An 18400-nucleotide genomic window follows, 5' to 3' on the forward strand; every position below is an offset into this window, starting at 1 on the left:
TGAATGTGAATCATTGAGGGCTAATCATGAATCGCCTTATACAGCGCCTCATTCGGTTTTTGGGTATCAGCCAAGAAACTGAAGCATTTAAATGGAGCCAAAGTAAAGCCTATGCCCAACGCATCGAGTGGATAAAAAATACATGGATCTTAAGCGGTATCATCATGTTGATCATCGCTCATCCTGCTTTTATTCTGCTATTCAGCAGCTTCTTGGTGTTTTTAAGCTTTGCGTTCTTGGAGCCATAGACCAGAGTACACATCCAACGTTCCTTGTTAGATGCTCACGTCTTCGAATTTCAGGAGGAGTTTTAAGAATCTATGCGAGCGTTGCGGCTGGGGCCTTTGGGTTTGTTAGGCTGATCTCCCGCCTTTTGACGAGTACGCTGACGGCGAAATTCACGTTCATAGCGTTTCATTTCTTGCGGGTCCAGTTTCGCTACTGGCTTGGAAGGTAAATCCACCAATGCCGATAATTCATCTGTATCCGCTTGATTCAATTCCGTCCACTTGCCTGCACTGACTCTCTTGGGTAAGAAAACACAGCCATAGCGCACACGTTTCAAACGGGATACTTTAAAACCTTGGCTTTCCCATAGGCGACGCACTTCTCGATTGCGACCTTCCATAATACAGACGTGATACCACTGGTTAAAACCATCACCATCGAAATACTGAACATCGGTAAATTTAGCCATGCCATCCTCAAGCAAGACACCTTCAGTCATGGCTTTTACCGCTTCATCTGTGACTTCACCGGCCACGCGCACGGCATACTCACGGTCAACGGTATTGGTAGACGGGTGCATGAGTTTGTTGGCTAATTCGCCATCTGTGGTAAATAGCAACAAACCGCTAGTATTGATATCGAGTCGACCTACAGCAATCCAGCGCTCACCATGCAACTTAGGCAAACGATCAAAAACCGTGGGACGGCCTTCGGGATCGTGACGTGTACACACCTCACCTTCAGGCTTGTTATAAGCTAACACGCGTCTGGCTTTGCGTTGACCATGTTCAATCACTTTGCCATCCACTTTGATCTGGTCTTTTGCTTCGGCACGCTCACCGAGCTTGGCTGGACTACCATTGAGCTCAACGCGGCCTTGCTCAATCCAACGTTCCATCTCACGACGGGAGCCCAAACCAGCTTGGGCCAATATTTTTTGTAACTTCTCACTCACGGTGGGAATCTCTCTTGGATTTTATGGGGGAATGTTTCATTGTAGTCGATAGCAGGCGGTTTACGCCACCTGCTATCATTCAGAAAGGTTAATCATCTAGTTTATTAGCAAGATCAGAAAGACTCTTCGAACCGCTAGCAGAGGACTCTTGCGTTTGTTCCTCTTCCTGCTCTTGCATCAAGGCTTCTTGCTCAGCCTCTAGCTGTGCCATCATTTCTTCTTCACGAGCCGCCAGCAGTGCTTCTTCATCTTCATCAGCGCTCGAGCTTTCGCCAAACACCGATGGTCCTGCCTGATAGGCTTGATGGGTTGATTCGTTGCCCGTATCTTGCTCACGCCATGACTCTTCGATGGTCACAGGTTTAGATACATATTCTTCTATGTCTTTTTCTTCAAGCTTCTTTTCTTCACTGTTGATCAAGGCTTCTTGCTCGGCCAGCATACGTGCAATGGTTGCTTCGGCCATGGCTTCATCATCCATTTCATCCAAGGATACATCCGCTTCGTCATCCTCGTTGCTGCTTCGTTCTGCTTCAGAAGCATCTTCCAACGCCGCTAAAAGGTTTTCACCATCTTGTAAAGAATCGGTTTCTTCAACGCTATGGTTTTCTTCCTCTTCTTCTGGCTGCTTAAAGACAGAGTTTTCAACGCTCTCTACTAGGGCTTCCGCTGCGGCCAAGTCTTCTTGGGCGCTCTTCAAGTTTTCGCTGTCTTCTTGTTCTTCTTGCTGATAACTAAAGTCATAGTTACCTTCTTCAGTTTGCTTGTCTTCAAACTCCAGAGCATGATTCGCATCAGCGATTTCTTGAATCTCTTCAAGCGTCGGCAACTGGTCGAGGGACTCTAAATTGAAATAATCCAAGAACATTTTGGTGGTTGCGTACATGGCTGGGCGACCTGGCACATCACGATGTCCTACTACTTGAATCCACTCACGTTCTTGCAGGGTTTTGGTAATATGAGAGCTAACCGCGACACCACGAACGTCTTCGATCTCACCACGTGTCACCGGTTGACGATAGGCAATAATAGACAGGGTTTCTAACAGGGCGCGACTGTAGCGCTGAGGTTTTTCTTCCCACAAGCGGCTAACCCAATTGGACAGATCTTGCTTCACTTGAAAGCGATAACCCGTCGCAACCTTTTTTAACTCATACCCTTTATGTTCGCATTTCTCATAAATGCGTTGCACGATAATTTCCAAGCGTTGTTTGCTTGGTGCTTCGTGTTCTTCAAACAGGGTTTGCATACGGTCGACACTTAACGTCTGACCGGAAGCCATCAATGCTGCTTCTACAATTTGTTCTAATAATGCGTCATTGATCATGAGGATTTTGCCTTCACATGAATTGGACCAAAGGTTTCGTTTTGCACCAATTCAATTAGTTGTTCTTTTATTAATTCCAGCGTTGCCAAGAAGGTTACGACCACACCCGCTTTGCCCTCTTCCACGGTAAATAACCGAGTAAACGGAACAAAGTCACCTTGATTTAGTTGATTAAGAATCTGACTCATTCGCTCACGAGTAGACAGTTTTTCTTTTGCCACTTCGTGTTCTGTGTACATATTGGCGCGGTGTAATACATCACTGAATGCCAACATCAATTCATTAAAGTCTACGTCAGGGTGCGCTTTTTGTGCGTTGTATTCAGGCGGTTTGATTTCAACTTCGTAAGTATCACGACCCATTCTCGGCAGCTCATCTAAGTCTTCCGCCGCTTGCTTAAAGCGCTCATAGTCTTGTAAACGACGAATCAACTCTGCCCTTGGATCTTCTTCCTCTTCTTCTACTTCTTTTGGTCTTGGTAAAAGAATACGACTTTTAATTTCCGCGAGCATGGCGGCCATGACCAAATATTCTGCAGCCAACTCAAGCTGTATCACTTTCATTAGTTCGACGTACTGCATGTATTGCTTGGTGATTTCAAACACATCAATCTCAAGTACATCGAGATTTTGTTTTCGAATCAAATAAAGGAGTAAATCGAGAGGTCCTTCGAATTGCTCCAGAATCACTTCCAGAGCATCCGGTGGAATATACAAATCAAGCGGCAGCTGAGTCATGGCTTCACCATGAATCAAAGCAAACGGCATTTCTTGCTGGCCTTTATGTTCAGCCTGCTCCTGTTGAGCTTCTTCTACATTCGCTTGCGCGTCTTGTGTAGATTCGGCCTCAGTTTGCTTATTATTATTCTCAGCTTGCTCTGCCATATTGACCCTTAGCGGTAAGACAAGCCCATTACATGACGAACGTCTTCCATGGTATCGCGAGCCGCATCACGGGCTTTTTCGCTACCTTCCTGAATCACGGTTTTCACCAAATCAGGATTGTTTTCGAAGTGCTCTGCTCGCTCTTGAATTGGAATCAGTTCCGCCTTGATGGCGTCAGTAACAGGGCCTTTACACTCGATACAACCAATGCCCGCATTACGGCACCCTTTTTGTACCCAGTCTTTCACTTCATCATTACTGTAAACCTCGTGCAACTGCCAAACCGGACAGTTTTCAGGCTCACCTGGATCATCACGACGCACACGAGCTGGGTCGGTACGCATGGTGCGAATCTTTTTCTCTACGTCATCTGGATGCTCACGCAAACTGATGGTATTGCCATAGGACTTGGACATTTTTTGGCCATCCAAACCTGGCATTTTCGATTCTGGTGTAAGCAGCGCTTGAGGCTCAGGCAGGATGACTTTACCGCCGCCTTCTAAATAACCCATCAAGCGTTCTTTATCCCCTAGTGTAATATTTTGCTGCTCTTTCAAAAGCGCTTGAGCAGTCGCCAATGCTTCGCCATCACCTTCTTCTGTGTAGCGTTTACGCAAGTTGGTATACAACTTAGCCGCTTTTTTGCCCATTTTCTTAACCGCTGCCTGCGCGTTTTCTTCAAAGCCTGGCTCTCGACCAAATTTGTAGTTAAAACGACGGGCAATCTCACGGGTAATTTCAACATGAGATACTTGGTCAGCACCTACAGGTACGTGACCCGCTCGATACAATAGAATGTCTGCACTTTGCAGTAGCGGGTAACCTAAGAAACCATAGGTGGCTAAATCTTTATCTTTTAGCTTCTCTTGCTGATCTTTATAGGTGGGGACACGCTCTAACCAACCAAGCGGCGTGATCATCGATAATAATAGGTGCAGCTCAGCATGTTCTGGGACTTTGCTTTGCAAAAACAACGTGGCGCTACCTGGGTTCACCCCTGCCGCTAGCCAGTCGATAACCATATCCCACACGCTTTGCTCGATGACAGATGGATCGTCATAGGTGGTGGTCAAAGCATGCCAGTCGGCAACAAAGAAGAAGCACTCATATTCGTGCTGCAATTTAACCCAATTTTTGAGCACACCATGATAGTGGCCTAAATGTAGTTTACCTGTGGGGCGCATGCCTGATAGCACGCGCTGGGAAGAGTCTACCGAGCTCACGCTCTCTCCTAATACAGCTTATGAAAGTTTGTAAAATGACAAAGCGGTGAGTTTACCAAGAATTGGCAGGAAAAACATAGTGCTTGTTCTTCCTGCTGAAGGTAGGTCTAGACCTCAAGCTCAGGCAGCTGGCCAACCCCCTGACGGGTAATGCTGTATTCATCCCCTGTCATATCAACGACAGTAGTGGCCTCAAAGCCACAGTATCCGCCATCAACCACTAAATCCACCGCATGCTCAAGCATTTGGCGAATATCATAAGGGTCGGACAAAGGCATTGTGTCCCCCGGCATAATCAGAGAGGTGGTCATTAGTGGTTCGCCTAATTCTTCCATAATGGCACAAGCAATAGCGTTGTCTGGGACTCGAATGCCGATTTGCTTACGCTTCGGGTGCATCAACCGACGTGGCACCTCGCGAGTGCCATCCAAAATAAAAGTAAAAGCCCCGGGGGTATGGTTTTTTAGTAGTCGGTACGCAGTATTGTCCACTTTGGCATAGGTGCTGATTTCAGTGAGGTCTCGGCACATTAGGGTGAAGTTGTGCTTGTCATCCAATTTACGAATGCGCTTCACGCGCTCCAATGCCTGCTTGTCTTGAATGTGGCATGCTAAGGCATAAGCACAATCGGTCGGAATAACCGCAAGACCACCTTGCTTTAAGATATCCGCCGCCTGCTTTACCAGACGCGGTTGAGGCGTTTCGGGGTGAATCTGAAAAAACTGACTCATTTAGCGTCCTTTACTTATATCTTTCATTGTGTTCAGCGTGAATGCAGTCGCTACTGAACACTGTTAAGTGTAGCAGCCGCTGGCTACTAATCAGCGTACCAATCATGCCATACAGGTGTCACGGATTTGGGCATAGGGGGAAATTTACCCAGTTCACTCCATGGTCTAGGGCCATGGAAATCACTGCCTTGGCTACCTAATAAACCAAACTCATCGCAATATTGAGCCATGCGCTGCGCAAAGCTGGATTCCATGCCACCCGTGGTTACTTCCACAGCGCCTCCTCCGGCTTCTTTAAAGGCATTTAATAGCAATCGTAGCTTGGTTCGCGTTAACTTGTATTTATCTGGATGGGCCAACACGGCTGTCCCCCCAGCATCAACGATCCACTGCACAGCCTCACTCATTTCAGGCCACAGGGTTTTGACATCTCCCGACTTTCCGGCGCCAAGGTAGCGCTTAAACGCCGCTGCCATGTTGTTGACTTTGCCCATATCAATGAGGGCTTGAGCAAAATGGGGGCGTCCTATTTGTGCACCATTCGCAACTTTTTGCGCCGCTTCCCAAATACCTTCAGCACCCTGCTTTTCTAATTTTTTTGCAATGGTTTTAGCGCGCTCTAAACGACAATTTTCTTGACGCTCAATGGCCGCTAACATGGCTGGGTGTTCTGCATCAAAATTTAGTCCAACGACATGAATGCCCATGCCATTCCACACAGTGGAGATTTCAATACCATGAATAATTTCAAGTCCAAGGGGCTTTGCAGCTTGCTTGGCTTCTTGCAAACCGTTGATTGTATCGTGATCCGTTAGAGCAAGATGCGTGACGCCCTGCTCATAAGCACGATTGACCAAATCGGTGGGACTTAATTGGCCATCGCTACGTAAGCTATGGCAGTGAAGATCAAATAACATAGGCGTCCCCATTAGGGTTCCACCATCACATCTTCAAAGCTGAGTCCTGTCAGTTTCTTAATGCTGCGGAACAAGTAGTACAAAGCGGCCATCAATACGATAGTGGCAGGAATGGCTATGACCGGAAAACTCAATGCCGTCATTTTGCCCAATTCTTCATTGAAAGCAGCCGTTCCAGAAGGGCTGACGACAATCCATTTGGCAAGAACATAGTTTAAGAAAGACGATAAAAAGAAGGACGCTGCCACTAGATAAGAGGCAATTTTCAAACTCTCATCAAATTCCGGCCGGTTATGGCGCTCTTCTAAGGCCAATTCGATTTTGTCTACCTTCAATATCTTATCGTTGTACAAAAAGGTTTTAACTAAGGGAAAACGGGTCTTCATTGAAAGCACGGTAACCAGCCCCAAAATGCCCGGTATTGCAGCTTCTTTGATGGCTATGTATTTAGCATCCAGCTCTAACAAAGCGATGCCACCAGTCAGGCAGATACTGAACACACCCAATACCGAGAATACATTCACTTTATGGATGCGACCAAAATCCTTCACACCGTAAATAATGGGAAATGCCAAAGCGATAATAATGGCCAACTTTATACCGTGCGCATCGTAGACAGCGGCCATATGACTGCCAAATTTAGCGTCTAACTCCACCAGTTTTTCTGCAATCCACGGGTTTTCGCTGCCTTTCATTAAGATGAAGGTAGGAATAACGATGTTGAGCAATATATTGGCTAACATACTTTCTTTTTTAGGTTTTTCGCCAGCCTGAGTCATTTCTGTCATTGAAGTCTTCTACTGCAAATCATTTATTTGAAATCTATTCTACGGCGGTGCTCTAATCGCAGCAAGCGCGGAATCTACGCTAACACCTTGATTAAGTGGCATAAAGCTGCTTCAAGCCGCTTTATAGTTGCTAAACCTGCTGCTACTATTGGGCGACAATAAAAGAGTAATAAGTAAGGTCATGTTTATGCTGTACGCCATTATCAGCGAAGATGTTCAAAACAGCCTAGAAAAACGTAAAGGTGCCCGCCCTGATCACCTTGCTCGTCTCGAGACCCTGAAGCAAGAAGGTCGTCTTATTTTAGCGGGACCTCACCCTTTAGCCGATACGGAGGACGCCCCTGAGGCTGGCTTCTCTGGCTCATTGGTGGTGGCAGAGTTTGATAGTTTGGACGCTGCCAAATCATGGGCAGATGCTGACCCTTATGTTGCCGCTGGGGTTTACGCTAAAGTAACCGTGAAGCCGTTCAAGAAAGTTTTGCCTTAAGGCGCTAAGCTTATAACCTACATGTTTGGAAAGAACTTTAAAAATAGGATTATCACAGTGAAACGACTATCTGCACTTGTACTTAGTTTTCTAATGGTCGCGCCAGCTTTGGCGGAAAAACGTTACATCAGTGACGAACTATGGATTAACCTGCGCACAGGTCCAAGCAACGAATTTCGCATCATCAAGACACTGAAAAGTGGCAGCCACTTGCAGTTCATTGAAGAATCTGAAGATGGCAAGTTTACAAAAGTGACCACGGACCAGGGATTAGAAGGTTGGGTACCGACTCGCTTCCTTCAGGATAAGCCAATTGCATTTGAAAAACTCATTTTGACTCAACGTGAACTAGATAAGTTAAAAGCGGACTACAACGAGCTAAAATCTCAGCACTCCGAACTGAAGAAAGAACTGTCTCAAACCAAACAAGCACAGTCTGAAACCACTGAAGAGAAACAAGCTCAAGCGAAAGAACTAGAGCACATCAAAAAAGTAAGTGCCAATGCCATCAATTTGGATAAGAAAAACCAAGAGCTGGCAAAAGCGAGTGAAGAATTAAAAATCAAAGTGGATACATTGAAAGCAGAAAACGAGCGCTTACAAGGCAGTAAGGATTTGAACTACATCCTGATCGGCGGAGGCTTGATTCTATTAGGAATTATTCTTGGCCTAGTGTTGCCTAAAATGTCTGGCCGTAAAGGCGATGGTTGGGCATAACGCTCAACCCTTCCACTCTCATTAGGAATGATACAAAAATGCGTTTGATACTAGCTTTTTTACTTTCAATGTTTAGTTTTGCTGTGATGGCCGAGTCACAAAGCGAGCCGTCTGCAGAGCAAGCAGACGTAGCGACACCTTACGTCACAATGAAAACCAATATGGGCGACATTATTCTGGAACTCAACCCTGCCAAAGCACCCATAAGTGTGGCTAACTTTTTAGAGTATGCGCAAAACGGTTATTACGATGGCACCTTATTCCACCGAGTAATTCCAGACTTTATGATTCAAGCCGGAGGGTTCTTTACTCCATCTATGATTCGTAAAGCCACCAATGAGCCCATTAAAAACGAAGCGGATAATGGCCTGTTTAATAATCGTGGCACCATCGCAATGGCTCGCACTGCGGCTGTTGATAGCGCCACCAGTCAGTTCTTTATTAACGTAAAAAACAATCACTTCCTCAATCATGGATTCCGTGATTTTGGTTATGCCGTGTTCGGAAAGGTGATTTCAGGCATAGAAGTGGTCGATGCTATCAGTACCGTCGAAACGACGCGTAAGAGTGGCCACCAGAACGTTCCAGTAGAACCTGTCGCTATTGAAAGTGTTACCGTCAGCTACGACAAGCCTGTCGCGACGAACTAAGCGTTTGAAGCCAATAGTAGTGCCAATGCCGTTGGCACTACTACCATAGATAGCAAAGTCGAAATCATCACCATACTCGCCACCGTATCTGCATCTCTTTTTGCTTGCAGTGCAAATAGATAATTAAAAATAGCCACCGGCATCAAGCCTTGAATAATCACGATGCTTGCTTGCAACCCATGAAGATCCAATAACCACACCACAAACATCGCGACAGAACCGCCGATAACAAAACGCATGGTTGAATAAAACAAACCAAGCTTCCAGCTTTTAACCTGAATGCCTGCCAGTGATACACCAAGAGTGATTAACATCAGCGGTATGGTCATATCACCAATTAGTGTCACTGTGTTTTCTAGCCAATTGGGCAATGATAACTGGAAGAAAATCAGACCCACAGCAACTGCAATTGCCCATAAAATCGGATTTTTCAAAAAGTCCTGCCAATCTAAGCTGCGCCCACTACTCAAAGAAACTCCTAGCGAAAAGTGTGCAATGCTATTGATAATGAAATACGCCACAGCCAGTGCAAGGCCCGTTTCACCAAATGCAAACAAGCAAACCGGTAGGCCCATGTTACCGACATTGGCAAAACTCAAACTGACCAAGTAGTCCTTAGTATCGTGACCGAATAAACGAATCAGAGCGTAACTGAGACTAAGCACGCACAACAGCACCAAGGCAGCTGCCATAGCCATATTCATTAATGCAGACATGGACAACTCTACACTCGCCATAGTGCTAATAACCAAACAGGGGGCAGCAATATTAAAAACCAAACGCGAAATGAAATCCGACGGGAAGGGGTTGCCTGACCGCACCCACATAAAGCCAATAGCAGCACATATCCATACTGGGGCGACAACCTGAAAAATGGTTAAAAACATTCAAACTCACTATGTTAAAATCAAATACTCAAAGCACAGCGCAATACAAGCTTTACTGACACACATTACAGAAAGGTGCTTCAAGCTGCATGATAAAACCCGCTCAAATCACATGGTCTGATGATACACCGATTTCTACAGAATTCGATGACGTCTATTTTTCCAAAGCCAGTGGTCTGGATGAAACCCGCTACGTATTTATCAAGCAGAACCACCTACCAGAGCGCTGGGCGAACCACCCTGTGAGCCAATTTACCATTGCCGAAACAGGGTTTGGTACAGGTCTAAATTTTTTATGTGCTTGGCAGCAATGGCTTAAACAAAGCAGCGAAGGTCAAACTCTCCACTTTACCAGTGTTGAAAAGTTCCCTCTGCAAAAGGCAGACTTAGTAACAGCACTGAACAAATGGCCTGAGCTTTCTCCCCTAGCCAACACACTTTGTGATTTTTACCCGGAACTGGTTCCGGGCTGGCACAGCATTCACTTACCCACGCCTACTGAACTCCAACATTCAAGCACAGGGGAAGTGGTTTTACACCTATACTTTGGTGACATACACGATTGGTTATCTGAAACCACCGCTCGAGTAGATGCATGGTTCTTAGACGGCTTTGCCCCTGCAAAAAACCCTGAGATGTGGCAACCCAAACTCTTCTCTCAAATGGCGCGATTAAGTTACGCCAATACCACAGTAGCCACATTTACTGCTGCTGGGTTAGTAAAACGTGGTTTAAAAGGCGCTGGATTCAAAGTAGAAAAAGCAAAAGGCTTTGGTAAAAAACGCGACATGCTCGTAGCAAATTACCAAGCGACTATAGGCCCTGTGTTGCCGAACTATCTAACGCAGCCACCTTGGTTTTGCGTACCGCAAAACCAGACACCAAAAAATGTGATCATTGTAGGAGCCGGTATCGCAGGTTGCAGCACGGCTTATAGCTTGGCGAAGCGTGGATACAAGGTCACGTTAATTGAAAAACAAGAAGGCATTGCCATGGGCGGCTCGGGCAATGCGCAAGGTGTAATCTACGCCAAGCTTCCCGTGAAATTCACTACCCAAAGTGATTTTTATCTATCTGGTTATTTATATTCTCTTCGAGTACTAAAACAGACACTAGGTGAGCCTCAGCGGATCAATAGACAGCAGCAATGGGACGACTGCGGCGTATTACAATTAGCGTTAAACGAGAAAGAGCAGCAACGACAAATAAAGTTTGAAAATAATCATGACCTGCAAAGCATCATTGCTAGGGTAAGCGCAGAGCAAGCTAGCAAGATTGCCGGTATCCATTTAAAACATGAAGGGCTTTGGTTTAAAAATGGCGCATGGGTCTATCCAAAGGCTTGGTGTGATGCACTGATCAAGCATGAAAACATCTCTCTCATTACAAAATGCACGGTCGAAGATATTCAATATGGTAATGGACAGTGGCAGATCCACTGTTCAGTCGATAGAGAAAAAACAACCATTAAAGGTAACAACCTCGTAATCTGCAATGCTTATGAAGCAAAAAAATTAAACGCCCTATCCTTCCTACCGACCAAAGCAATGGCGGGCCAAGTAAGCCAAGCTAAACAAAACTCATTAACACTGAATACCGTATTGTGTGGCGATAGCTACGTAACACCTATACACGACGGCAGGATTAATTTTGGTGCCAGCTACAGAGTCAACAGTACAGCTACTGAAATCCGCGCGGAAGACACTGATCACAATTTAAAAAGCTTAATGGACAACTTTCCTGCCGTAGCAGAACAAATCGATGTTGCGCTGGGAGGCCGAGCCAGCGTGCGCTGCAGCACGCCGGACTACACCCCCATCGTCGGCGCCGTTTGCGAACCCGAATCGTTCTTTAGAGATTTTGAACCATTAAGAAAAAACAAGAAATGGCGTTTTAGACAACCCGCAACGTTTTACCCAAACCTATATTTAAATCTAGGGCACGGCTCCCGTGGTTTAAGCACCGCGCCTTTATGTGCGGAGCTGGTTGCAGCTCAAATGAACAGCGAACCCTGGCCATTGCAGACAAGCACAGCAGAGATCCTAAGTCCGAATCGGTTTTTAGTGAATCTGCTTTAAATACATCGTATTTTTATTTTAATTTTAGACTGTCCACCACAGATTTTAATTCTGCTGCCGTATTGGCCCAGTTATCTGCACTGTCGGTGGCTGTGGCTAAATACACCGACTTCCCTCGTTTAACGGCTTTAGCATAAAAATGCAAAAGACGTCCTTGCATCACGCCTTCATACTCCATCACTAATTCGGCATCGGAAATCGACTGGTCGAGAATCCGTAAGCCCATTTGATCGAGCTGTCCCACCGATAGGTCTAAATATTCTTGCAAAGTCCCTGGGTATTCTTGTATTTGAACATTCACATTGGCAGCGAACCCACCTTTCGCTGGTAATGCCATAGTGATGGGTTGGGCAAACGGGCTTTTGGTTTTTATATCAAGTGTATCGATACTAAACCCCGCTTCTTCAAATTCGATACTGCCCGCTGTCGCAGCGATTGTGGAAAGCATTAAGCTCACAGTCGTAATCAATACTAAAGGAATTCGCATATTCATCTCCTTATAATTTAGTCTGAAAGTATTAGACTAAATTTCGGTTAGTCCCAGTCGCACCGCCAAACCAACAAATACCAGTGATGCAATTCGATTCATCCAATTTTCTGCTCGACTATTGTTAGCATAGATGTTTTTTAGGCTACTCGCTAAAAAGGCGATAATGCCGAAACAAAGCAATGTTGAGACAATAAACACTCCACCGAGTGTAAGTAGTTGTACTGAGTATTCCCATCCACCTTCGATAACAAATTGAGGCAAAAAGGCAATAAAAAAGAATCCTACTTTAGGATTGGTAATATTCATCACAATCCCTCGTGCATACAAAGCACGCAAAGATATGCGATGAACACTTTGCTCATTTGAAACTTCTGAGGAAGTTGATTGCATGGTGGACTTAAAGCTTTGATAGGCAAGCCACAGCAGATAAACCACGCCCGCATATTGAATAACGCTTAGTGCATAATCATGACTCTGAATCAAAGCAGCCAAGCCTGTCACGACAATCACGGTATGTACAATTAAGCCCGTACAAAGGCCACACACTACAACCATGGCTGAACGCATCCCCATGGTCGCAGAATGAGTTAAGACAAATAAATTATCAGGACCAGGGGTCACGGCAAGTAAACAACTGGTTAGAAAGAACAATAAGAGATTTGATAATTCCACGGTTTAAACCTGCGTAAAAGCTCAAGTCTAGCGGGAAATGCTACAAAGAAGAATGGCGGAGGTTAAAACTTTACCAAAAAGAGTATTGTAATTATCAGACTATTTGGCCGTCCGTAGCAACAAAAACGCTAACTATCATTTGCTGCTTTGTCACGTCCGTAGGGGCAACGAGGCATCACGTGGTTTTTCGCTGTAAAGCTGTTTCTACGAATAGCCTGCATCACTTCTTCAATCTGCTTGCATTGCTCTCGAGTTTCAGCCAGCTGCTTATGCAGTTTATCCGAATCTTTGAGTAAACCCTGAATTAAAGAACGTAACTTATAAGCGTGAATATGCGTCATGGGCCATCCTGGGTTAGAGCAGATATAAATTCAGGATAGCTCGTTTTAATAAGACGCGCTGTGTAGCTTTTGTTTTTGTGTGTAATTAAGGAAAATTTCAGTACGAAACAGACTAAGCAAGTTCGTCTTTATGCATAACACTCACACTTTGCGAGTCATGATCGAATACGATAAACGCAATCTTTTTCTGAAGCTGATTCAATACTTGCTGCTTCTTAGTGGCAAAATCGTATTCGATCTCACCATAATCGGTGCCTTCACGATTGATATATTCTTCAATGACGCCCTCAAGAGCATCGCTAGACAGTTGTTCGTGAGGAATTAACGTGTATGCGTCGCTTGTCATAAAACCCAATCAACTACTTAATGAAATCGGCTTCTCGTTCCCACTCACATTTAACGCGCAGATCGCCAGAATTAGGGACATGGCATCCCCTGTTCACAGGTTCCCATGTGAAAGTGTGCTTACCGCTTAATTCAGTTTCTAGATGCACCGTAGCGCTCACCCAGTACATCTTGCCCAGAAGCTCTTCAAAGCGTTTCATCCATTGCTCCCACTCGTACTCAACAGCACGATAGGAAGCACCAAAATGAATGACTTGGGTGTGATAGGCGCCACTGAATACGTCTAAACCCGGCAAAGTGAACATATCGCTGCAGAGGTAAGGCGATTCAACATCTAGCGTTTGAGGCAGATCCAAAAGTGAAGAACTATTGACCATACGGCGAGTTTGCCCATCTAGCTCTGGAGCCATGGGAATGTCCTTAATGATGCCGTATACAATTGATTCCTGATCCACTGCGATGTCCTTACCTAGATACTTCGGTAATATTTAATAGACGTATTGATAACAAAATTAGCTATGAAAATCGACTGATTTCGTCTCATTTTTGCCAAATATTGAACGCCAATACCGATCGTCTTCAAGCTCTGCACGACAGCCTTGTAACTGCTGCTGATAAAAACGACTGCGGCGCTCAACCTTCTTAGCGACTTTGAGCAGCCAAGGTTTGTTCTTATAGGTTCCACGACTGAAGCCGCCCTGCCCCTCGTGATACGCCAAGTACAAACTATAAGCATCATGGGGATTTATTTTATTGCGTATCAGTGACTTATGGTTGTACCAGCCAATAAAATCGACAGCGTCTTCGAAGTCATCGCGATCTGCGCCCCAATTGCCGGTTTGACGCATGTATTCTTCCCAAGTGCCATCCAACGCTTGTGCATAACCAAAAGCACTGGATGGACGACCAAGTGGAATAATCCACATAAACCATTGCCAAGGAGGACGCGCATCCCCCACAAACTTCGACTCCTGATGAATAAACGCCATGGTCACATGCTGTGGTACCTGCCAACGCTTGTACACTTCGTCCGACGCTAAAAACCAGTCGTAATATTCATCATAAATATGACAAACATTATTAATGTTTTTAGGCGGCGCTGTGGTACAAGCCGATAACAGCAAGAGCACCACACCGAGAGTACTAAGCTTCAGGTTCAATGCCATGCTCCGCTAATAAAGACAGAAATTGTTCTTCATCTAATACGGGCACTTCCAAATCTTGTGCCTTGGTTAATTTACTTCCCGCTTTTTCACCCGCTACTAGCGCCGAGGTTTTCTTGCTTACACTGCCTGCGACTTTTGCGCCTAACTGCTGTAAGTAGGCTTTTGCATTTTCACGCCCCATTGCAGACAAGGTTCCTGTCACCACATAGGTTTCGCCACTTAACGGAAGTTCACTATTGGATACTGATTTTACTTCTGGCCACGTGATGCCAATATTCAATAAACCATCAATAATAGTTTGGTTATGAGGCTCAGCGAAGAAATTTAAAATATGCTCAGCCACAATCGGGCCCACATCATCCACTTCAATCAGCTCATCAAAAGACGCTTTGACGAGCGCACGAATGGTTAGAAAATGCTGAACGAGGTTATTGGCCGTAGCCACACCGACTTCACGAATACCCAGTGCATATAAAAACTTAGGGAAACTGGTGTTTTTGCTGGCTTCAATTGCCTTCAAAAGATTTTGCGCCGATTTATCACCCATACGCTCAAGACTGGCGATGTCTTCATGCTTAAGCTTATACAAGTCCACGAAGCTTTTTATTTTGCCTTCATCGACCAACTGCTCCACGATTTTATCGCCCAAGCCATCTATATCCATAGCCTTGCGAGATGCAAAATGCTTAATCGCTTCTTTACGCTGCGCCGCACAAACCAAACCACCTGTACAACGGGCTACCGCTTCACCTTCCACTCGCTCCACATGACTATCGCATACTGGACAGGCATCCGGTAATTGAATTTTTTGTGAATTATCTGGGCGCTTTTCTTTAACGACACTGGCTACTTGTGGAATCACATCACCTGCTCGACGAATCACAACAGTATCGCCAATGCGAGCGTCTAAGCGTTCTACTTCATCCATGTTATGTAGCGTTGCATTGGATACAGTAACGCCGCCCACAAAGACAGGTTCCAAACGTGCCACCGGCGTGATAGCGCCCGTACGGCCCACTTGAAACTCTATGCCTTTGAGTAACGTCATTTCTTCTTGTGCAGGGAATTTACGAGCAATGGCCCAGCGCGGCGCACGACTAACAAAACCTAAACGTTGCTGAAGTTTCAAGTCATCGACTTTGTAAACAATACCATCAATTTCATAGGGCAAATCATTTCGCTTAGCGGCTAGATTTTCGTAATAATCGAGACAGCCTTCTACTCCCTCAACGACGGCCATTTCAGGATTGATTTTGAATCCCCATTCAGAAAACTTTTTCAAGATTTCACTATGAACCGTTGGTAGCTCAGCACCGTCAACGCGCCCCATACTATAACAACAGAACTCCAATGGGCGCGATGCGGTAATACGAGAATCTAATTGTCGCAAACTACCGGCAGCAGCATTGCGAGGATTAACAAAGGTTTTTTCGCCACGTTCGCGGGCTTTTACATTAAAAGCTTCAAAACCTTTTTTGGGCATATACACTTCACCGCGCACTTCTAACACCGGTGGGTGATCATTGCCCATGAGTGTAAGCGGTACACTATAAACCGTACGAATATTTTGCGTAATGTTTTCGCCAACAGCACCATCACCACGCGTAGCCGCACGCACTAACTTTCCATTTTCATAAAGCAGACTAACCGCGATGCCATCAAGCTTAGGTTCACAAGCAAACCTAATGGACGACTTAGTTGTTAAACGTTCGCTAATGCGGCGATTAAAATCTCGCATATCCTGATCATCAAACGCATTATCCAAACTCAACATAGGCACTTCATGGGCCACAGTTTCAAATTCAGACAAGGGTGTTGCACCAACACGTTGCGTGGGTGAATCTTTTGTTAACAGTTCAGGATGTTTGCTTTCTAAGCCTTTGAGTTCATGAAAAAGACGATCGTATTCCGCATCAGGAATACTCGGATCATCCAATACATAGTAGGCGTGATTGGCTCGATTAAGCTCATCGCGTAATTCTGCAACACGAGTGAGTGTTGCATCATCAACCTTAGGGACATTGTCATTAGGGTTATCAAACAAGGAAGGTTGATCTGACATAGATCGCTGTCTCCATTACTTCTTAAGAGTGCGACGGGTATAGTCACGAATACGCTGGCGGTAATGCTCTAACGTTTGTGGTGTTAACACACTATGACTTTCATCTTGAAGCTGAGCGCTAAAGTTTCGAGCAAATACGAGTGCCACTTCGGACATAGCATCGAACGCTGCCATTGGGTTTTCTGGCCCCGGCAAACTCATAAATAAACTGATCCCAGGAGTAGAAATAGCTTCCATATTATTAGGATCAAAAGTGCCGGGCTCCACGGCGTTCACGACGCTAAATTGGATCTTGCCTTGAGCGTTTGGCTCTTCAAAACGATGGAAAATATTCATCTCACCAAAACGCATATCGCAGGCCTTAAAAATGTGTTCTAGATCCAACCCTTGCAGCCAAGGTTCTGAATTCTTTAGTACGTGAATGACAAAGATTTCTTCTGCAGGAGGACGTTCACTTAAACGTTCGCCCACTTCCTCTCGTGGCGAGACCACATCATCAATGTATTCATCTAACAAGGCATCTTTTTCGGCACGAATTTCTTCTTCAGGTTGTTTGATAACGGCCTCATCACTTAAGGTTTGCTGAACAAACTCAGGTAAATGTAATTCTTGCTGTTGTGGTGCATCCGGTTCTACTTCTTCGCCCAACTCAATCGGATCCATTAACATTGGAACCGGTTCATCAGAGTTCAGGTCACGCTTAGGCTTTGCTGCTTGTTTTGCTGTTTGTGATTGTGCAGATAAAAGCTGTTCTTCTTGCGCTTTTTTGTTGTGCTTCAATTCTTGTACATGCTGTTTAAAAGATTGGGCAGCAGCCTTGGCTTTTTCCGTTAATAGAGAGCCTTCCGCTTTCACATTTAATGTCGCTTTTTTTGCTTTTTCGATTGTGCGCTTTTCTGCTGCAACTTTGTCAGCAGTAATAGTATCTGAATCCGCTTTTAGCCCAAGATCCAGATCATCTTCAGGCTCTTCTAAAACAGAGAAAGCGGGCTCTTGTTTTTCAGCACGCAACACATCATCCTCACTGGCAACCGCTGGTTCTGGTTTTACTTCAGTTGGCGATTCGTTAATTTCTGCATGCTGGAAATCAGGCTCTGGAGATTCCGGCTCGGCCATTTCTGGTTGAACGGCATCATCTTGCTGCGGGGCAAATTGCGGTGTCTCAGGTTCGCTAGAATCAGCTGCCGTTTGTAGATCGTCTTTAGACTGTTGATCTTGTGTGCGCAGCGTCTTCTTCAGATCAAAGTGATCCGTCAGCATTTCATCATCAATTTCTAAATGATCGAATTGCAGAGGCTCGTCATCGGGAAGATCGTGATCCTGATCTAACCACTCTTCCTCTAATGGCGTGGACTTAGTTTGTCTCATCTTCTTGATACCATCAATTACAATGAAGATGATGACTAATAAACCCACGACCAGGATGAAACTATGTAAACTGATATCCATGGT

General features: G+C 45.2%; 21 protein-coding genes. 5 read left to right on the forward strand and 16 right to left on the reverse strand.

Going from position 1 to position 18400, the window contains the following annotated elements:
- Positions 1-26 precede the first annotated feature (26 nt).
- Entirely contained in the window at positions 27-248 is a 222-nt protein-coding gene (locus HF888_RS10795; RefSeq protein ID WP_007017338.1) for a hypothetical protein, read from the forward strand.
- A 62-nt stretch (positions 249-310) separates the two neighbouring features.
- On the opposite strand, the gene rluB is transcribed toward HF888_RS10795, so the two are convergent.
- The 7 genes from rluB to HF888_RS10830 form a co-directional block, all read right to left on the reverse strand.
- Positions 311-1183, reverse strand: a complete 873-nt coding sequence (gene rluB, locus HF888_RS10800) for a 23S rRNA pseudouridine(2605) synthase RluB (RefSeq protein WP_007017339.1) — start codon at positions 1181-1183, stop codon at positions 311-313.
- 88 nt (positions 1184-1271) lie between these two features.
- Positions 1272-2510, reverse strand: a complete 1239-nt coding sequence (gene scpB, locus HF888_RS10805; protein ID WP_007017340.1) for an SMC-Scp complex subunit ScpB — start codon at positions 2508-2510, stop codon at positions 1272-1274.
- Positions 2507-3394, reverse strand: coding sequence for a segregation and condensation protein A (locus HF888_RS10810; protein WP_007017341.1), 888 nt, complete (start codon positions 3392-3394; stop codon positions 2507-2509). Before HF888_RS10810 ends, scpB begins: the two co-directional genes overlap by 4 nt.
- Positions 3395-3402: 8 nt before the next feature.
- Positions 3403-4617 (reverse strand): tryptophan--tRNA ligase, encoded by a 1215-nt coding sequence (locus HF888_RS10815; protein WP_083771891.1) that lies wholly within the window; start codon positions 4615-4617, stop codon positions 3403-3405.
- 107 nt (positions 4618-4724) lie between these two features.
- On the reverse strand, positions 4725-5348 hold the full coding sequence (locus tag HF888_RS10820) for an L-threonylcarbamoyladenylate synthase (RefSeq protein ID WP_007017343.1): 624 nt from the start codon (positions 5346-5348) through the stop codon (positions 4725-4727).
- Positions 5349-5434: 86 nt separating this feature from the next.
- Positions 5435-6265, reverse strand: a complete 831-nt coding sequence (locus HF888_RS10825) for a PHP domain-containing protein (RefSeq protein WP_007017344.1) — start codon at positions 6263-6265, stop codon at positions 5435-5437.
- Positions 6266-6276: 11 nt separating this feature from the next.
- The gene (locus tag HF888_RS10830) at positions 6277-7053 is read right to left on the reverse strand and encodes a VC0807 family protein (RefSeq protein ID WP_007017345.1); all 777 of its coding nucleotides are present in this window, start codon (positions 7051-7053) and stop codon (positions 6277-6279) included.
- Between the two features lie 187 nt (positions 7054-7240).
- On the opposite strand from HF888_RS10830, the gene HF888_RS10835 reads away from it, so the two are divergent.
- From HF888_RS10835 to HF888_RS10845, 3 genes are read left to right on the forward strand one after another with little or no spacing between them, the layout of a single operon-like run.
- A complete protein-coding gene (locus HF888_RS10835) occupies positions 7241-7540 on the forward strand; it encodes a YciI family protein (protein WP_007017346.1) in 300 nt (99 codons plus the stop codon).
- Between the two features lie 57 nt (positions 7541-7597).
- Positions 7598-8257, forward strand: coding sequence for a TIGR04211 family SH3 domain-containing protein (locus tag HF888_RS10840; RefSeq protein ID WP_165837020.1), 660 nt, complete (start codon positions 7598-7600; stop codon positions 8255-8257).
- Positions 8258-8295: 38 nt separating this feature from the next.
- Positions 8296-8907 (forward strand): peptidylprolyl isomerase, encoded by a 612-nt coding sequence (locus HF888_RS10845; protein ID WP_007017348.1) that lies wholly within the window; start codon positions 8296-8298, stop codon positions 8905-8907.
- Here the strand turns inward: HF888_RS10845 and HF888_RS10850 are convergent.
- Positions 8904-9794: an AEC family transporter gene (locus HF888_RS10850; protein WP_007017349.1), complete on the reverse strand. Its 891-nt coding sequence runs from the start codon at positions 9792-9794 to the stop codon at positions 8904-8906. The genes HF888_RS10845 and HF888_RS10850 overlap by 4 nt on opposite strands.
- 89 nt (positions 9795-9883) lie before the next feature.
- Between HF888_RS10850 and mnmC the strand changes: the two genes are divergently transcribed.
- Positions 9884-11872 carry a bifunctional tRNA (5-methylaminomethyl-2-thiouridine)(34)-methyltransferase MnmC2/FAD-dependent 5-carboxymethylaminomethyl-2-thiouridine(34) oxidoreductase MnmC1 gene (mnmC, locus tag HF888_RS10855; protein ID WP_007017350.1) on the forward strand — a complete coding sequence of 663 codons (1989 nt, stop codon included), beginning with the start codon at positions 9884-9886 and terminating at the stop codon, positions 11870-11872.
- Between the two features lie 13 nt (positions 11873-11885).
- Here mnmC and HF888_RS10860 read toward each other — a convergent pair whose 3' ends face one another.
- The 8 genes from HF888_RS10860 to zipA form a co-directional block, all read right to left on the reverse strand.
- Positions 11886-12359 carry a hypothetical protein gene (locus HF888_RS10860; RefSeq protein ID WP_007017351.1) on the reverse strand — a complete coding sequence of 158 codons (474 nt, stop codon included), beginning with the start codon at positions 12357-12359 and terminating at the stop codon, positions 11886-11888.
- 36 nt (positions 12360-12395) lie between these two features.
- A complete protein-coding gene (locus HF888_RS10865) occupies positions 12396-13034 on the reverse strand; it encodes a LysE family translocator (RefSeq protein ID WP_007017352.1) in 639 nt (212 codons plus the stop codon).
- Between the two features lie 128 nt (positions 13035-13162).
- Positions 13163-13375 (reverse strand): hypothetical protein, encoded by a 213-nt coding sequence (locus tag HF888_RS10870; protein ID WP_007017353.1) that lies wholly within the window; start codon positions 13373-13375, stop codon positions 13163-13165.
- A gap of 112 nt (positions 13376-13487) precedes the next feature.
- Positions 13488-13721, reverse strand: a complete 234-nt coding sequence (locus HF888_RS10875) for a YheU family protein (protein WP_007017354.1) — start codon at positions 13719-13721, stop codon at positions 13488-13490.
- Positions 13722-13734: 13 nt separating this feature from the next.
- On the reverse strand, positions 13735-14175 hold the full coding sequence (locus HF888_RS10880) for a hypothetical protein (protein ID WP_007017355.1): 441 nt from the start codon (positions 14173-14175) through the stop codon (positions 13735-13737).
- A 57-nt stretch (positions 14176-14232) separates the two neighbouring features.
- Positions 14233-14886, reverse strand: a complete 654-nt coding sequence (locus HF888_RS10885; protein ID WP_007017356.1) for a transglycosylase SLT domain-containing protein — start codon at positions 14884-14886, stop codon at positions 14233-14235.
- A complete protein-coding gene (gene ligA / locus HF888_RS10890; protein WP_007017357.1) occupies positions 14864-16948 on the reverse strand; it encodes an NAD-dependent DNA ligase LigA in 2085 nt (694 codons plus the stop codon). Before ligA ends, HF888_RS10885 begins: the two co-directional genes overlap by 23 nt.
- 15 nt (positions 16949-16963) lie before the next feature.
- Positions 16964-18397, reverse strand: coding sequence for a cell division protein ZipA (zipA, locus tag HF888_RS10895; RefSeq protein ID WP_007017358.1), 1434 nt, complete (start codon positions 18395-18397; stop codon positions 16964-16966).
- Between the last annotated feature and the right edge of the window lie 3 nt (positions 18398-18400).

This window comes from Bermanella marisrubri (assembly GCF_012295615.1).
Lineage (GTDB): Bacteria > Pseudomonadota > Gammaproteobacteria > Pseudomonadales > Oceanobacteraceae > Bermanella > Bermanella marisrubri.

Bases quoted from the DNA above. Each gene is read 5' to 3' on its own strand.
- mnmC (WP_007017350.1), top strand. From the start codon at position 9,884: ATGATAAAACCCGCTCAAATCACATGGTCTGATGATACACCGATTTCT.
- HF888_RS10820 (WP_007017343.1), bottom strand. From the start codon at position 5,348: ATGAGTCAGTTTTTTCAGATTCACCCCGAAACGCCTCAACCGCGTCTG.
- HF888_RS10835 (WP_007017346.1), top strand. From the start codon at position 7,241: ATGCTGTACGCCATTATCAGCGAAGATGTTCAAAACAGCCTAGAAAAA.
- zipA (WP_007017358.1), bottom strand. From the start codon at position 18,397: ATGGATATCAGTTTACATAGTTTCATCCTGGTCGTGGGTTTATTAGTC.
- HF888_RS10850 (WP_007017349.1), bottom strand. From the start codon at position 9,794: ATGTTTTTAACCATTTTTCAGGTTGTCGCCCCAGTATGGATATGTGCT.
- HF888_RS10875 (WP_007017354.1), bottom strand. From the start codon at position 13,721: ATGACAAGCGACGCATACACGTTAATTCCTCACGAACAACTGTCTAGC.
- HF888_RS10885 (WP_007017356.1), bottom strand. From the start codon at position 14,886: ATGGCATTGAACCTGAAGCTTAGTACTCTCGGTGTGGTGCTCTTGCTG.
- scpB (WP_007017340.1), bottom strand. From the start codon at position 2,510: ATGATCAATGACGCATTATTAGAACAAATTGTAGAAGCAGCATTGATG.
- HF888_RS10870 (WP_007017353.1), bottom strand. From the start codon at position 13,375: ATGACGCATATTCACGCTTATAAGTTACGTTCTTTAATTCAGGGTTTA.
- HF888_RS10810 (WP_007017341.1), bottom strand. From the start codon at position 3,394: ATGGCAGAGCAAGCTGAGAATAATAATAAGCAAACTGAGGCCGAATCT.
- HF888_RS10795 (WP_007017338.1), top strand. From the start codon at position 27: ATGAATCGCCTTATACAGCGCCTCATTCGGTTTTTGGGTATCAGCCAA.
- ligA (WP_007017357.1), bottom strand. From the start codon at position 16,948: ATGTCAGATCAACCTTCCTTGTTTGATAACCCTAATGACAATGTCCCT.
- HF888_RS10845 (WP_007017348.1), top strand. From the start codon at position 8,296: ATGCGTTTGATACTAGCTTTTTTACTTTCAATGTTTAGTTTTGCTGTG.
- HF888_RS10825 (WP_007017344.1), bottom strand. From the start codon at position 6,265: ATGTTATTTGATCTTCACTGCCATAGCTTACGTAGCGATGGCCAATTA.
- HF888_RS10830 (WP_007017345.1), bottom strand. From the start codon at position 7,053: ATGACAGAAATGACTCAGGCTGGCGAAAAACCTAAAAAAGAAAGTATG.
- HF888_RS10860 (WP_007017351.1), bottom strand. From the start codon at position 12,359: ATGCGAATTCCTTTAGTATTGATTACGACTGTGAGCTTAATGCTTTCC.